Source organism: Streptomyces odontotermitis (assembly GCF_050510915.1).
Lineage (GTDB): Bacteria > Actinomycetota > Actinomycetes > Streptomycetales > Streptomycetaceae > Streptomyces.
The window spans coordinates 559,604-573,205 of record NZ_JBNJLS010000005.1; the positions used below are offsets into that span (position 1 = coordinate 559,604).

At 73.2% G+C, this 13,602-nt stretch carries 13 protein-coding genes; 4 read left to right on the forward strand and 9 right to left on the reverse strand.

Annotation, left to right across the window (positions count from 1 at the left end; genetic code table 11):
* Positions 1-127: 127 nt before the first annotated feature.
* Complete coding sequence (gene recN / locus ACQB60_RS18520; RefSeq protein WP_496927081.1) at positions 128-1,855, reverse strand: DNA repair protein RecN; 1,728 nt, start codon at positions 1,853-1,855, stop codon at positions 128-130.
* Between the two features lie 222 nt (positions 1,856-2,077).
* Here recN and ACQB60_RS18525 point away from each other — a divergent pair, with 222 nt between their 5' ends.
* Positions 2,078-3,430, forward strand: a complete 1,353-nt coding sequence (locus ACQB60_RS18525; RefSeq protein WP_496927082.1) for an ABC transporter permease — start codon at positions 2,078-2,080, stop codon at positions 3,428-3,430.
* A gap of 27 nt (positions 3,431-3,457) precedes the next feature.
* Here ACQB60_RS18525 and ACQB60_RS18530 read toward each other — a convergent pair whose 3' ends face one another.
* The 3 genes from ACQB60_RS18530 to ACQB60_RS18540 are packed head-to-tail and all read right to left on the reverse strand — an operon-like array spanning position 3,458 to position 5,590.
* Entirely contained in the window at positions 3,458-4,363 is a 906-nt protein-coding gene (locus ACQB60_RS18530) for an NAD kinase (protein WP_384846155.1), read from the reverse strand.
* 5 nt (positions 4,364-4,368) lie between these two features.
* Positions 4,369-5,184, reverse strand: coding sequence for a TlyA family RNA methyltransferase (locus ACQB60_RS18535; protein ID WP_496927083.1), 816 nt, complete (start codon positions 5,182-5,184; stop codon positions 4,369-4,371).
* A 7-nt stretch (positions 5,185-5,191) separates the two neighbouring features.
* Positions 5,192-5,590, reverse strand: coding sequence for a hypothetical protein (locus ACQB60_RS18540; protein WP_496927084.1), 399 nt, complete (start codon positions 5,588-5,590; stop codon positions 5,192-5,194).
* Positions 5,591-5,632: 42 nt separating this feature from the next.
* Here ACQB60_RS18540 and ACQB60_RS18545 point away from each other — a divergent pair, with 42 nt between their 5' ends.
* A complete protein-coding gene (locus ACQB60_RS18545; RefSeq protein ID WP_496927085.1) occupies positions 5,633-5,980 on the forward strand; it encodes an SCP2 sterol-binding domain-containing protein in 348 nt (115 codons plus the stop codon).
* On the opposite strand, the gene ACQB60_RS18550 is transcribed toward ACQB60_RS18545, so the two are convergent.
* The 4 genes from ACQB60_RS18550 to ACQB60_RS18565 all read right to left on the reverse strand — a co-directional run bounded on the left by ACQB60_RS18550 (position 5,964) and on the right by ACQB60_RS18565 (position 10,233).
* Positions 5,964-6,830 carry an ABC transporter ATP-binding protein gene (locus ACQB60_RS18550; RefSeq protein ID WP_496927086.1) on the reverse strand — a complete coding sequence of 289 codons (867 nt, stop codon included), beginning with the start codon at positions 6,828-6,830 and terminating at the stop codon, positions 5,964-5,966. The two genes, ACQB60_RS18545 and ACQB60_RS18550, sit on opposite strands and share 17 nt — an antisense overlap.
* A gap of 68 nt (positions 6,831-6,898) precedes the next feature.
* Positions 6,899-7,927 carry a FecCD family ABC transporter permease gene (locus ACQB60_RS18555; RefSeq protein ID WP_496927087.1) on the reverse strand — a complete coding sequence of 343 codons (1,029 nt, stop codon included), beginning with the start codon at positions 7,925-7,927 and terminating at the stop codon, positions 6,899-6,901.
* On the reverse strand, positions 7,924-8,970 hold the full coding sequence (locus ACQB60_RS18560) for a FecCD family ABC transporter permease (RefSeq protein WP_496927088.1): 1,047 nt from the start codon (positions 8,968-8,970) through the stop codon (positions 7,924-7,926). The genes ACQB60_RS18555 and ACQB60_RS18560 overlap by 4 nt, the downstream gene beginning before the upstream one ends.
* Positions 8,971-9,168: 198 nt before the next feature.
* On the reverse strand, positions 9,169-10,233 hold the full coding sequence (locus ACQB60_RS18565; protein WP_496927089.1) for an HAD hydrolase-like protein: 1,065 nt from the start codon (positions 10,231-10,233) through the stop codon (positions 9,169-9,171).
* A gap of 71 nt (positions 10,234-10,304) precedes the next feature.
* On the opposite strand from ACQB60_RS18565, the gene ACQB60_RS18570 reads away from it, so the two are divergent.
* A complete protein-coding gene (locus ACQB60_RS18570; RefSeq protein WP_496927090.1) occupies positions 10,305-11,594 on the forward strand; it encodes a DUF1015 family protein in 1,290 nt (429 codons plus the stop codon).
* 83 nt (positions 11,595-11,677) lie between these two features.
* Here the strand turns inward: ACQB60_RS18570 and ACQB60_RS18575 are convergent, their stop codons facing one another.
* Complete coding sequence (locus tag ACQB60_RS18575) at positions 11,678-12,436, reverse strand: tetratricopeptide repeat protein (RefSeq protein WP_496927114.1); 759 nt, start codon at positions 12,434-12,436, stop codon at positions 11,678-11,680.
* On the opposite strand from ACQB60_RS18575, the gene ACQB60_RS18580 reads away from it, so the two are divergent.
* Positions 12,407-13,474, forward strand: a complete 1,068-nt coding sequence (locus tag ACQB60_RS18580) for a hypothetical protein (protein WP_496927116.1) — start codon at positions 12,407-12,409, stop codon at positions 13,472-13,474. The two genes, ACQB60_RS18575 and ACQB60_RS18580, sit on opposite strands and share 30 nt — an antisense overlap.
* The last annotated feature ends 128 nt before the right edge of the window (positions 13,475-13,602 follow it).

Below are 13,602 nucleotides of genomic sequence, written 5' to 3' on the forward strand. Positions count from 1 at the left end.
GCCTGAGCCGTACCGGAATCGAGGGCGCAGCCCTCTGACGGGGCCGGACCGGAACCGGGGCCGCCACCCCCTGGCGGGGCCCTACCGAAATCAGGGGCGCCACCCCATGGCCGCGCCCCGAGGGAAGCTAGCGGTCCACCTTCGCCGCGGCCAGCAGCTCCTCCGCATGCGCCCGCGCGGTCTCCGAGTCCTCCTGGCCCGCCAGCATCCGCGACAGCTCCCGGATCCGGTCCTCCCCCTCGAGCACCTGCACCCCGGACCGCGTCACCGACCCGTCGTTGGTCTTCTCCACCAGCAACTGCCGGTCGGCGAACGCCGCCACCTGCGGAAGGTGCGTGACGACCACCACCTGCGCCGACTTCGCCAGCTTCGCGAGCCGCCGCCCGATCTCGACCGCCGCCTTGCCGCCCACGCCCGCGTCCACCTCGTCGAAGAGGTACGTCGGCACCGGGTCCGTGCCCGCGAAGACGACCTCCACCGCGAGCATCACACGCGAGAGCTCACCGCCGGACGCGCCCTTGGCGATGGGGCGCGGGGGCGCACCGGGGTGCGGGGCGAGCAGCAGCTCGACCTCGTCCACGCCCGCGGGCCCGTACGCGACGAAGCGCCCGTCGACCTCCACGCCGTCGGTGTCCTCGGCCACCTCCGTGCTGCGCACGTCGAAGGACACGCGCGCGTGGGGCATCGCGAGCGACGACAGCTCCTCGGTCACGGCGTCCGCGAACCGCGATGCCGCCTCCTGCCGGGCCTGCGTCAACTCCTGGGCGAGACCGGAGAGTTCGCCCCGCAGGGCGTCCCGCTCGGCGGTCAGCTCGGTCAACCGGTCGTCGTCGCCCTCCAGCTCGGTGAGCCGCGCGGCGCCCTCCTCGGCCCACGCGAGCACCGCGTTGATGTCCTCGCCGTACTTCCGGGTCAGCTGGGTCAGCGCCGCCCGCCGCTCCTCCACGGCCGCGAGCCGCAGCGGGTCGGCGTCCAGGTCGTCGGCGTACCCGGCGAGCTCCCCCGCGACGTCGCCGAGCAGGATGCCGATCTCGCCGATCCGGTCGGCGAGGGCCGAGAGGGCCGGGTCGTGGGACCGTACGGCCTCAAGTGCCCGGTGCGCGCCCGCGACCAGCGTCGAGGCGTCGACGCCCTCGGGGTCCTCGGGGTTGCCCGCGAGCGCGGCGTGCGCGGCCGTCGCGGCGGAGGCGAGGGCCTCCGCATGGCCGAGGCGCTCGGCCTCGGCGGCGAGTTCGACGTCCTCGCCCGCGCGCGGCTCGACGGCCGCGACCTCGTCGAGGCCGAAGCGCAGCAGGTCCGCTTCCTGGGCGCGCTCACGCGCGCGCGTGGTGATCTCCTCGACCTCGCCGGCGACGGCCCGCAGCCTGCGGTAGGCGGCCGTGTACTTGGCGAGCGGCACGGCGACCGTGTCGCCCGCGTACCGGTCGAGGGCGCCGCGCTGCCGGGCCGGTTTGAGCAGGCCCTGCTGATCGGTCTGACCGTGCACGGCGACGAGGTCGTCGGCGAGCTCGGACAGCAGACCCACCGGCACGGAGCGCCCGCCGAGGTGCGCCCGCGAGCGGCCCTCGGCCGAGACGGTCCGGCTGATCAGCAGCGCCCCGTCGTCGAGTTCGGCCCCCGCCTCCTCGGCGCGCACGACCGCGGCGGCGCCCTGGGGGACGGCGATCCGCCCCTCCACGACCGCCGACTTCGCGCCGATCCGCACCAGGGCCGGGTCCGCGCGCCCGCCGAGCAGCAGGCCGAGGCTGGTGACCACCATCGTCTTGCCCGCGCCGGTCTCACCGGTCACGGCGGTGAAGCCGGGTGACAGCTCGACCACCGCGTCGTCGATGACTCCGAGCGACCGTATCCGCATCTCCTCCAACACGGAACAAGACCTTACGAGGTCATGGGGCTCCCGTGCGACGGCCCCCGGCAGCCGTCCGCGAAGGCGCAGGTCGCAAAGGGCCCCAGAACCGGCCTTGTCACTCGCGGGAGTGGGGTCGGCGGCGCCCGGACCGTGGTGGGGATATCCCCCCGATGATCTTGGTGCCCGCCCCATCGCGCCCACGGCCCCCGCCCCACCACCCTGGTGGACATGAGTACAGGACTGGCCCGGGCCGCACTGCGCGCCCACCGCCCGGCGTTCGTGGGCACCGCCGTCGCCGCGCTGTTCGCGGCGACCGTGGTGAGCGCCTCGATGATGATGCTCCTCGTCACGAGCGGCGACGGGCTCTCCGCGCACGCGCGCAAGGTGATGACGGCCAACGACGTGGGCGACATGGCGGTCGTGCTCCTGATGAGCTCGATCTACTTGTCGATTTTCGTGATCGCCTCGACGATGGGCACGGCCGTCGCCCAGCAGCACCGCGAGCTCGCCCTGGTCCGCACGATCGGCGCCCGCCCCCGCCAGGTCCGCCGGGCCGTCGCCGTGCAGGCGCTCATGGCCTCCGTGCCCGCCGCGTTCGCGGGCTTCCTCCTGGGCGGTGTGGTGGCGCGCTGGTGGGCCGCCGGCATGGTCGCGCACGGCCTGTTCCCGGCCGAGGTGAGCTTCCGCTTCAGCTGGCTCGCGCTGCCCGTCTGCCTCGGTGTCGCCGTGGTGACGTCGGTGCTCGGCGGCCTGCTCTCCGCACTCCGCTTCTCCCTCCTCAAGCCCGCCCGCGCCCTGGCCGAGGCCGCCGCGGGACGGCGCCGCCTCGGCGTGGTGCGGGCGCCGCTCGGCGTGCTCGCGGTGCTCGGCGCCTGTGCGCTCTCGGTCCTGCTCACCCGGCAGTCCGCCGAGGACGCGGGCCAGGCCGCGTTCTTCGTCCTGCTGCTCTTCTGCCTCGGCGTGGGTCTGCTCGGGCCGCGCATCATCGGGCCCGCGGCCCGCCTGGTCTCGGCCCTCGTCGGCCGCTTCGGCGGCACCAGCGCGCGCCTCGCGACCCTCAACGTCCGCTCCCAGCCCCGCCGTTTCGCGGCCGCCGTGGTGCCGCTCGTGCTGGTCGTCGGCTTCGGCCTGATCAAGATCGCCACGCATACGACGGCCGCGCACCACACCGGCTCCGGCGGCAGCAAGGGCGAGATCTGGCTCGACTACGTGGGCACGTCCCTGTACGCGGGCTTCGCCGCGATCGCCGCCGCCAACACCCTCGCCATGATCTCCCTCGAACGCCGCCGCGACCTCGCCCTGCTCCGCGTGGTCGGCGCCCAGCGCGAGCAGGTGCGGGCCATGGCGGTCTGGGAGTCGGTGGTCGTCGCGGGCACGGCCCTGCTCCTCGGCGCCGCCGTCGCCTTCGTGACGCTGGCCCCGATGCTCAGCACGCTGTACGGCTCGCCGGTGCCGTACGTGCCGCTGCCGGTGCTCGCCGGGATCGGCGGGGGCGTCCTGCTGCTGACCTCGCTGGCGACGGGGCTGCCGGTGCGCGCCGCCCTGCGGGGGCGCGCCATCGCCTCGGCGCAGCAGTCATAGCCGTACGACGACCAGGAGCCGCACGACTCAGTGCGGTGCCCCCCGCCACCCGGCCACGGGCAGCGCGAACTTCGCCACCAGGCGGTCCGCGAACAGGGCGTGGTGGAGCCGGGCCAGGCGCACCGGGACGGCGCCCCGCCGCACCTCCACCCGCGCCCCGGCGGGCAGTTCGACGGTCCGGCGCCCATCGCACCAGAGCACCCCGTGCGGCGTGTGCGGCTGCGTCTCGACGGCGAGCACCGAGTCCGGCGAGGTCACCAGGGGCTTGGCGAACAGGGCGTGGGCGCTGATCGGGACCATCAGGAGCGCCTCGACCTCGGGCCACACCACCGGGCCGCCCGCCGAGAACGCGTACGCCGTCGAGCCGGTCGGCGTCGCGCACACGATGCCGTCGCAGCCGAAGCCGGTCACCGGCCGCCCGTCGATCTCCAGGACGACCTCGAGCATCCGCTCGGCCGACATCTTCTGCACGGCGGCCTCGTTCAGGGCCCAGTCGCGGTGCACCACGTCGCCGTTGCTGTGCACGACGACGTCGACGGTCATGCGCTCCTCGACCTCGTACGCCTTCGTGACGACCCGGTCGACGACCTTGTCCAGGTCGTCCCGCTCGGCCTCCGCGAGGAAGCCGACCCGGCCCAGGTTCACGCCGAGCATCGGCACCCCGGAGGCCCGCGCGAACTCGGCGCCCCGCAGCAGCGTCCCGTCACCGCCGAGCACGATCAGCAGCTCGCACCCGTCCAGGCAGGCGGGTGTGGCCTCCTTGACCAGCTGCACCGACGACGGAAGGGGCAGGTCCGCCGCCTCCGCCTCCAGGACCCGCACCCCGATGCCGCTGCGCAGCAGCCCCTCGACGACGAGTTCGGCGCTGCGGATGGCGGCAGGCCGTCCGGTGTGGGCGAGCAGGAAAACAGTACGAGCTCGGGTGTCAGTCAACTCAGTCAACGGGGCCCCTCCGCCACGGCACGGTCAACGTCCGCCGGGTCCAGTTCGGGCGCCCCGGCGCGCAGCCACAGAAAGTACTCGACATTTCCGGAAGGTCCGGGCAGCGGGCTGGCGGTCACGCCCCGCACGCCGAGGCCAAGTCCCCATGCCTGCCGGGCCACTTCACGCACGGCCCCGGCCCGCAGCTCGGCGCTGCGCACCACACCGCCGCTGCCGAGCCGCTCCTTGCCGACCTCGAACTGCGGCTTGACCATGAGGACCAGGTCGGCGTCGGGCGCCGCGCACCGCACCAGGGCGGGCAGCACCAGGCCGAGCGGGATGAAGGACAGGTCGCCGACGACGAGGTCGACGGGAACGTCATCGATGGCGTCGAGCGTCAACTCCCGTACGTTCGTACGGTCCTTCACAGTGACCCGGTCGTCGCTCTGCAGCGACCAGGCGAGCTGGCCGTAGCCGACGTCGACGGCGACGACATGGGCCACCCCGGCGCGCAGCAGCACATCGGTGAACCCGCCGGTGGAGGCGCCCGCGTCCAGCGCGCGCCGCCCCTCGACCTCGAGGCCCAGCGGAACGAACGCCGCCAGCGCCCCGGCGAGCTTGTGGCCGCCGCGCGAGACGTAGTCGGGGTCGCTGTCGTCCTGGGTGACGACGATCGCTGCGGCCGTCTCCACCTGGGTCGCGGGCTTGGTCGCGAGGGTCTTGCCGACGCTCACGCGGCCGGCGGCGATCAGCTGGCTGGCGTGCTCGCGCGAGCGCGCCAGCTTCCGGCGGACCAGCTCGGCGTCGAGGCGGCGGCGTGCCACTCCTGCCACGTTCGGTTCAGCTCCGATCAGATTGGGGCGGCCCGAAGGGCCTCGTTGAGGGGCGGTGGTCGGGAGACGGGTGGGCGTGCGTAGGGGTGGGCTCCCCCGAGGGAGCGGGAGGGCCGGGGCGTGCGTCGAGCGCGGTCAGCGTGTCGCGCAGGCCCCGGTGTACATCCTCGTACACCTCGATGTGGCCGTCCGTGGCGAGGTGGTCGGTGTCGCCGAGCCGGTCGAGCTGGGCGTCCACCTCGGCGTTCCCTGTCGGGGTGCGCGGGACGGCCAGGGGGGCGGGGGCGGCCGGGTCATCCGCGGGTTCCTCGGGAGCCCCGGCGTCGTACGCGGGTTCCTCGGGAAGCCCGGCCTCGGCCTCGGCCTGCGGGAGCTCGGGCTCCGGGCCCGGCGTCGAGTCGCTCATGGCACGACGCTACCTCGTGGCCGTGGAGTACCGTCGATCACGATGGCGACGATCGAAGAGTGCCGCACCGCACTCGACACACTCTCGGACAACCTCGCGTCCGCCGACGGCGACGTGCGCGGCGCCGCCGCCCTGAACCGCTCGCTGAGCTGCCGCATCACCGACCTGGACACGACCTTCGCGGGCCGCCTCCAGGACGGGCGCATCGAGGTGCTCGACACCTACGCCGGGCCGCCCCGCGAGAAGGCCCAGATCCGGCTCGCGATGACCGGCGACGACCTGGTCGCGATGGTCGGCGGCGAGCTGAACTTCGCGAAGGCGTGGGCCTCGGGCCGGGTCAAGCTGGAGGCGGGCTTCCGCGACCTGCTGCGCCTCAGGACGCTGCTTTAGCCGCTGCCTTCACCCGGGAGGCCCGCGCCGCAGGCACCACCAGCGGCGTCCCCGTCTCCGGGTCGTCGATGACCTGGCAGCGCATCCCGAAGGTCTCCTCCACCAGCTCCGCCGTGACGATCTCGGAGGGCGCCCCCTCGGCGACCACCCGGCCGTCGCGCAGGGCGATGAGGTGGGTGGCGTACCGGGCCGCGTGGTTGAGGTCGTGCAGCACCGCGACCAGCGTGCGCCCCTGCTGCTCGTGCAGGTCGGCGCAGAGGTCGAGGACGTCGATCTGGTGCTGGATGTCGAGGTAGGTGGTGGGCTCGTCGAGGAGCAGCAGCGGGGTCTGCTGGGCGAGGGCCATGGCGATCCAGACGCGCTGGCGCTGGCCGCCGGAGAGCTCGTCGACATAGCGGTCCGCGAGCTCCGCGACGCCGGTCGACGCCATCGACTCCTCGACGATCCGCTCGTCCTCGCCCGACCACTGCCGCAGCAGCCCCTGGTGCGGATAGCGGCCCCGCGCCACCAGGTCGCCCACGGTGATCCCCTCAGGCGCGATGGACGACTGCGGCAGCAGCCCCAGCGTCCTTGCCACCTTCTTGGCGGGCATCGACTGGATGACGCTCCCGTCGAGGAGCACCCGGCCCGCCGAGGGCCTGAGCATCCGGGACAGGGCGCGCAACAGCGTGGACTTGCCGCAGGCGTTGGGCCCCACGATCACCGTGAAGGAGTGGTCGGGTATCTCGACGGACAGCTTCTCCGCGATGACGCGCTGGTCGTAGCCGAGGGTCACGTCGTCGGCGATGAGGCGGTTCACTGCGGTACTGCTCCTCTGGCTGAGCGGGGAATTCTTCTGCTGCGCGGTCATGTCCGGCCTGCCTTCATGTCCGGCCCGCCTTCATGTCCGGCCTGCCTTCATGTCCAGACGGCCCGCCCTCATATGCGGCCTGCCTTGCGTTCGGTGACGAGGAGCCACAGCAGATAGATGCCGCCGAGCACTCCGGTCACGACGCCGACGGGCAACTGATCGGCGCCGAAGGCCCGTTGCGAGGCCCAGTCCGCGACGATGAGCAGGGTGGCGCCCATCCACGTCGCGGCCATCAGGTTCGGCCCGGGCGAGCGGGTGAGGCGCCGGGCGATCTGCGGCGCGGTCAGCGCGACGAAGGAGACGGGGCCCGCCGCGGCGGTGGCGGCCGCGGTCAGCAGGACGGCGACGGTCAGGAGCAGCAGCCGGGTGCGCTCCACGCCGACCCCGAGCGCGTACGCGGTGTCGTCGCCCATCTCGAGCATCCGCAGCGGACGCCCGTACGCGATCACGAGCGGCAGCAGGACGGCGAAGGCCACGAGCAGCGGCCAGACCTGGTCCCAGTCCCGGCCGTTGAGGGACCCCGTCATCCACACGACGGCGCGCGCCGCGTCGACGAAGTCGGCCTTGGTGAGCAGATAGCCGTTGACGGCGGTGGCGAAGGCGGCGACGCCGATGCCGACGAGGACGAGCCGGTAGCCGTGCACGCCCCGCTTCCAGGCGAGGAGGTAGATCCCGAGACCCGTCACGAGTCCGCCGACGAGCGCCCCCGCGGCGACCTGCGTCGCGCTCCCGTGGAACACCACGATCACCGTGAGCGCCCCGGCGGTCGCCCCCTGCCCGAGCCCGAGCACGTCCGGGCTGCCGAGCGGGTTGCGCGAGACGGACTGGAACAGCGCCCCGCCGAGCCCGAGACAGCCGCCGACCAGGAGCCCCACGAGGACCCGGGGCAGGCGCAGGTCGTTGATGATGAACTCCTGCCCGGCGTCGCCGTTGCCCATCAGGGTGCGGACGACGTCGGCGGCGGGGATCTCGAAGTCGCCGGTGCCGATGAGCACGACGCCCGCGACGAGCGCGGCCACGATCAGGGCGAGGACGACCACGGCAGCGCGCAGGTCGAGCCGGACGGAGAGCCCGCCCCGGGTGCGTATCGCCTTCACAGCTGCGCCAACCTCCGGCGTCGTACGAGAAAGATGAAGACCGGGGCGCCGAGCACCGCGGTGACCACGCCGACCTGCAGCTCCGAGGGGCGCGCCACGATCCGTCCGACAACGTCGGAGCCCAGGAGCAGCACGGGAGAGAGGATCGTCGCGTACGGGAGGATCCAGCGCATGTCGGGGCCGGTGAACGAGCGCACCACGTGAGGGACCATCAGGCCCACGAACACGATGGGCCCGCAGGCGGCGGTCGCGGCGCCGCACAGCAGCGTCGCCGAGAGCATCGACAGGGCGCGGATGCGGCCGAGGTGGGCGCCGAGCGCGCGGGCCGTGTCGTCGCCCATCGCCATGGCGTTGAGGGGCCGGGCCAGGCCGAGCGCGACGACCAGGCCGACGGCGAGGAACGGCAGCACCTGCCAGATGGTCTCCATCTTGGCCGAGGCCAGCGAACCGACCTGCCAGAAGCGCATCTTGTCGAGGGCCGCGTTGTCCAGGATCATCACGGCCTGCAGATAGCCGTAGAGCGCCGCCGTGATGGCGGTGCCGGCGAGCGCGAGCCGGACGGGGGTCGCGTTGCGGGTGCCGCCGAGTACGTAGACGAGGGCGCCGACGAGCGCGGCGCCCACGAAGGCGAACCACACGTAGCCGCTCACGGAGGAGACCCCGAAGAAGCTGATGGCGGTGACGACGGCGGCCGAGGCGCCCATGTTGATGCCGAGCAGTCCGGGGTCGGCCAGCGGGTTGCGGGTCAACGCCTGCAGGACCGCGCCGGCCAGGCCGAGCGCGGCGCCGACGAGCAGTCCGAGCAGCGTGCGCGCGAGGCGCTCGCCGACCACGACGTCGCTGAAGGTCCCCGAGTCCTGGAAGAGGCCGTGCCAGACCTGGTCCATGGACAGCTGCTTGGAGCCGACCGCGATGCTCGCCGCCGCGACGAGGGCGAGGACCAGGGCCGAGGCGAACAGTCCGAGGACGCGTATCGCTCGGCGGCTGGAGGGCGGCGCGGGGGCGGTCTCCGCGCGGGGCTCAGGGGGACTGTCGACCAACACCCGGTTAGGCTAGCCTACCCTCCGCCGTGATCAGCCCCACGGGACCGCCCCGCCCAGCCCCACGGGACTTGGGAACCCAGCCCCACGGGACTTCCGCACCCACCCCCCATGGGACTTCCGCACCCGCCCTCCCACGGGACTTCCGCACCCGCCCTCCCCACGGGACTTCCGCGCCCCCGCCCTCCCCACGGGACCGGCTCAGAGCCCGAGCCGCGCCAGCGCCTTCCCGCCGTCCAGCGCGCACGCGCCGTCCCCCGCGTCCGTCCACGCCACCGCGCACAGCGCCCGCAGCCCGTCCAGCGCGTCGCCGTCCCCCGACAGCTCCAGGGACACGTCCTCGGCCCGCGCCGTCCAGCCCCCGCAGCGGAACCCGGACCCGTCCGCAACCACCTCGGGCTGCCCGGTCAGCAGCCCCCGAAGGTCCGCGTCCACATACGTCGGCCGGTGCTCGGGCACGGCGGCGAGCAGCTGCGCGCCATCGGTCACCCCGGTCAGGACGAGCAGCGAGTCGACCTCCCCGTTGAACGCGCCCTCGATGTCCGTGTCGAGCCGGTCGCCCACCACCAGCGGCCGCTTCGCGCCGGTCCGCAGGATCGTCTCGCGGTGCATCGGGGGCAGCGGCTTGCCCGCCACCTGCGGCTCGGCACCCGTCGCGATCCGGACGACCTCGACGGCCGCGCCGTTGCCGGGCGCGATGCCACGGCCGCTCGGAATCGTCAGGTCCGTGTTGGAGGCGAACCACGGCACCCCGCGCGCGATCGCGTAGCAGGCTTCCGCGAACCGCCCCCACGGCAGCTCGGGCCCGCCGAACCCCTGCACGACCGCCACCGGCTCGTCGTCCGCGCTCTCCACCGGCACCAGGCCCCGCTCCCGCAGCGCGACCCGCAGCCCCTCCCCGCCGATCACCAGCACCCGGGAGCCGGCCGGCACCTGCTCGCTGATCAGCCGGGCCGCAGCCTGCGCCGAGGTGATGACGTCCGCCGCCCCGGTCGGGATCCCCAGCTCCGTCAGGTGCGCGGCCACCGTGTCCGGCGTGCGCAGCGCGTTGTTGGTGACGTACGCGAGGTGCATGCCCGCCGCCCGCGCGGTGGCCAGCGACTCCACGGCATGCGTGATCGCGAGCCCGCCCGCGTACACAACTCCGTCAAGATCGAGCAGCGCCGTGTCGTACGCCTCGTTCAACGCCCGCTCGCTGCCGTCGGGGCGCGTCCTGGCGTTCCGGCTGCCGCCCTGGTCCACGGCCCGGCTCGCGGTCTGGCTCATTACACATCGCTCCTCATGAGATCCACTGCCCCGATCCTCTCGCACGCCCTGGACACACATACGATGCCTCAATGAACATCGCGGGTCATACGGACGTCACGGACGCCGCAGGCGGTCTCGACCTCATCCCGTTCCGGGGCCTGCGCTACGACCCGGAGCGCGTCGGCAGCCTCGCCGCCGTGACCTCCCCGCCGTACGACGTGATCGTCAGGCCGGACGGCCTGCTCCACCTGGAGTCGGCCGACCCGCACAACATCGTCCGCCTCATCCTGCCGCAGGCGACCACTCCGGCCGCCCGCAACCGACAGGCGGCCGACACACTCGACGCCTGGCTCGCCGACGGCATCCTGACCCCGGACCCGGCCGCCAGCCTGTACGTGTACGAGCAGCGCGACGGCGACATGCTGCAGCGCGGCATCATCGGCGCCCTGCGGCTCACCGAGGCGGCCGACGGTGTGGTCCTGCCCCACGAGGACGTCATGCCGCACCTCGTCGAGGACCGCGCCGCCCTGATGCGCGCGACGGCCGCGAACCTGGAACCGCTGCTCCTCACCTACCTCGGCGACGGCAACGCCACGGGCGCGACGGCGGTCATCGAGCGGACCATCCACCGCCCGCCCCTGCTCTCCACCACGACGGAGGACGGCTTCAGCCATCGTCTGTGGGCCGTCACGGACCCCGCCGAACTGGACCAGATCCGGTCAGATCTCGCCCACCAGCAGGCCCTGATCGCCGACGGCCACCACCGCTGGGCCACCAACCTGCGCCTGCGCACCGAGCACCCCTCGCCCAGCGCCTGGGACTACGGCCTGGTGCTGCTCGTGGACTCGGCCCGCTATCCGTTGCGGGTCCGCGCGATCCACCGCTATCTGCGCCGGCTCCCTCTCGCCGAGGCCCTGGCCTCGCTCGACGGCGCCTTCCGCGTGCGCCCGGTCGAGGGCCCGCTCCCGCACGCCCTGGAAGCCCTCGCCGAGGCGTCCGCGCACGGCAACGCCTTCGTGCTCGCGGGCGACGGCGCCTTCCACCTGGTCGACCGCCCGTCCCCCGAGCTCCTCTCCCGCACCATCCCGGCGGACAAGCCCGAGGCGTGGCGCAGCCTGGACGCGACGGTCCTGCACGCGACCCTGCTCGACCACATCTGGAAGATCCCGGACGCCCCGGAACACATCATGTACATCCATGACACCGAGGCGACGGTCGAGAAGGCCGACCGCGACGGCGGCACAGCCGTCCTCATGCACCCGGTGCGCGAGGGAGTCGTCCGCGACCTGGCCCGCCTGGGCGTCACGATGCCCCGCAAGTCCACGTCGTTCGGCCCGAAGCCCGCGACGGGCCTGGTGCTGCGCAGCCTCACCGACTGAGCAAACACAACAGACAACAAAAGGGCGGGGCTTCGTCGCATCGAAGCCCCGCCCTCATTTCACGCGCTCACACGCTTACGCGTTCACTCGCTCTTGGCCGCACCATCGCCGCCGTCCGCGTCACGGACATCGCCGGCGTCGCCCTCATCACCCTCGTCACCCTCGTCAAAGGCGTCGACGAACTCGACTCCGTCCAGCTCGGCGAGCCGGTCCGAGGCGTCGGTGCTGCCGTCCTTGTCGGACTCGATGACCTTCGCGAACCACTCGCGCGCCTCGTCCTCACGCCCGGCCGCGAGCAGCGCGTCGGCGTACGCGTACCGCAGCCGCGCCGTCCAGGGCTGCACGGAGTTCGAGGCCAGCTCGGGGCTCTGCAGGGTGACGATGGCGGCGTCGATCTGCCCCATGTCGCGCCGGGCACCGGCGGCCACGAGCCGCATCTCGACCTGGCCGGCCTTGTCGAGCTTGTGCACCTCGGGCGCCCCGGCCATCTCCAGGGCCTTCTCGGGCCGCCCGAGCCCACGCTCGCAGTCCGCCATGACGGGCCACAGCTCCACGCCACCGGTCATGCGGCGCGCGGCCCGGAACTCGGCGAGCGCCTCGCTGTACTTCTGGTTCGCGTACGCCGCGAAGCCCGCCGCCTCCCGCACGGCGGCCACACGGGACGCGAGCCGCAGCGCGACCTTCGCGTACCCGTAGGCCAGCTCCGGGTCCTCGTCGATCATCTTGGCGACCATCACCAGGTTCTTGGCGACGTCCTCGGCAAGCCCCTTGGGCAGGCTCTGCAGCTCCTGCTGCACGTCCTTGTCGATCTCGTGCCCGGTGACGTCCTCGGGGATCGGCAGCCGCTTGATCGGCTCACGATCGCCCCGCTCCCGGTCATCGCGACGGAACCCACCGCGGTCCCCGTCCCGCCGGTCGTCCCGCCCACGGAACCCACCGGGCCGCCCACCACGGTCATCACGCCGCGGCCCACGCCCCCGATCGTTGTCCCGCCCACGGAAGCCACCACCACGGTTGTCGTCCCGCCGGAACCCACCACGATCACCACGGTCGCCGCGGTCACGGTCATCACGCCGGTACGAGGGACGATCCCCACCGTCACGCCGGTCCGGCCGGTCATCCCGCCGGAACCCACCCCGCTCACCACGATCACGGTCATCACGACGAACGTCGCGCCGGTCACGGTCGTCCCGCCGGAACCCACCCCGGTCGTTGTCGCGCCGATCGTCCCGACGGTCATCACGACGGTAGGAGGACCGGTCACGGTCACCGCTGTCCCGCCGGTCACGGTCGTCACGGCGGTACGAGGGACGGTCACCATCCCTGCGGAAGCCACCACCACGGTTGTCGTCCCGCCGGAACCCACCACGATCACCGCGGTCGCCGCGGTCACGGTCATCACGCCGGTACGAGGGACGATCCCCACCGTCACGCCGGTCCGGCCGGTCGTCGCGTCGGAAGGGCGGACGCCCGCCGCCACGGTTGTCGTCGCGCCGGTCGCGGTCGTCACGGCGGTACGAGGGACGGTCACCGTCCCTGCGGAAGCCACGGTCGCGGTCGTCGCGCCGGTCGTCCCGGCGCGGCCCGCTCGGCCGGTCGTCGCGCCGGAACGGCGGACGCCCGCCGCCACGGTTGTCGTCACGCCGGTCACGGTCGTCACGCCGGTACGAGGGACGATCCCCACTGTCACGCCGGAACCCACCGCGATCGCCGCGGTCGCCACGGTCACGGTCATCACGCCGGTCGTCGCGTCGGAAGCCGCCACGGTCGTTGTCGCGACGCGGTCCGCCGCGGTACCCGCCCCGGTCCCGGTCACCACTGTCCCGGCGGCGCTGATCGCGCTCGGGTCGCTCGTCGGGAGAGTTGGTGGACATCGGTGACTCCTAGTCTTCGGTACCGCAGTCATTCTCGCGCAGCCAGGCAGTCGGCGCGCTTCGGCAAATTCAGCAAAACAAAAAGGACCCCTGGTCCCAGCGTGAACGCTGGGACCAGGGGTCCTTGAAGAATT

Bases quoted from the DNA above. Each gene is read 5' to 3' on its own strand.
- recN (WP_496927081.1), bottom strand. From the start codon at position 1,855: ATGCGGATACGGTCGCTCGGAGTCATCGACGACGCGGTGGTCGAGCTG.
- ACQB60_RS18525 (WP_496927082.1), top strand. From the start codon at position 2,078: ATGAGTACAGGACTGGCCCGGGCCGCACTGCGCGCCCACCGCCCGGCG.
- ACQB60_RS18540 (WP_496927084.1), bottom strand. From the start codon at position 5,590: ATGAGCGACTCGACGCCGGGCCCGGAGCCCGAGCTCCCGCAGGCCGAG.
- ACQB60_RS18545 (WP_496927085.1), top strand. From the start codon at position 5,633: ATGGCGACGATCGAAGAGTGCCGCACCGCACTCGACACACTCTCGGAC.
- ACQB60_RS18550 (WP_496927086.1), bottom strand. From the start codon at position 6,830: ATGACCGCGCAGCAGAAGAATTCCCCGCTCAGCCAGAGGAGCAGTACC.
- ACQB60_RS18565 (WP_496927089.1), bottom strand. From the start codon at position 10,233: ATGAGCCAGACCGCGAGCCGGGCCGTGGACCAGGGCGGCAGCCGGAAC.
- ACQB60_RS18570 (WP_496927090.1), top strand. From the start codon at position 10,305: ATGAACATCGCGGGTCATACGGACGTCACGGACGCCGCAGGCGGTCTC.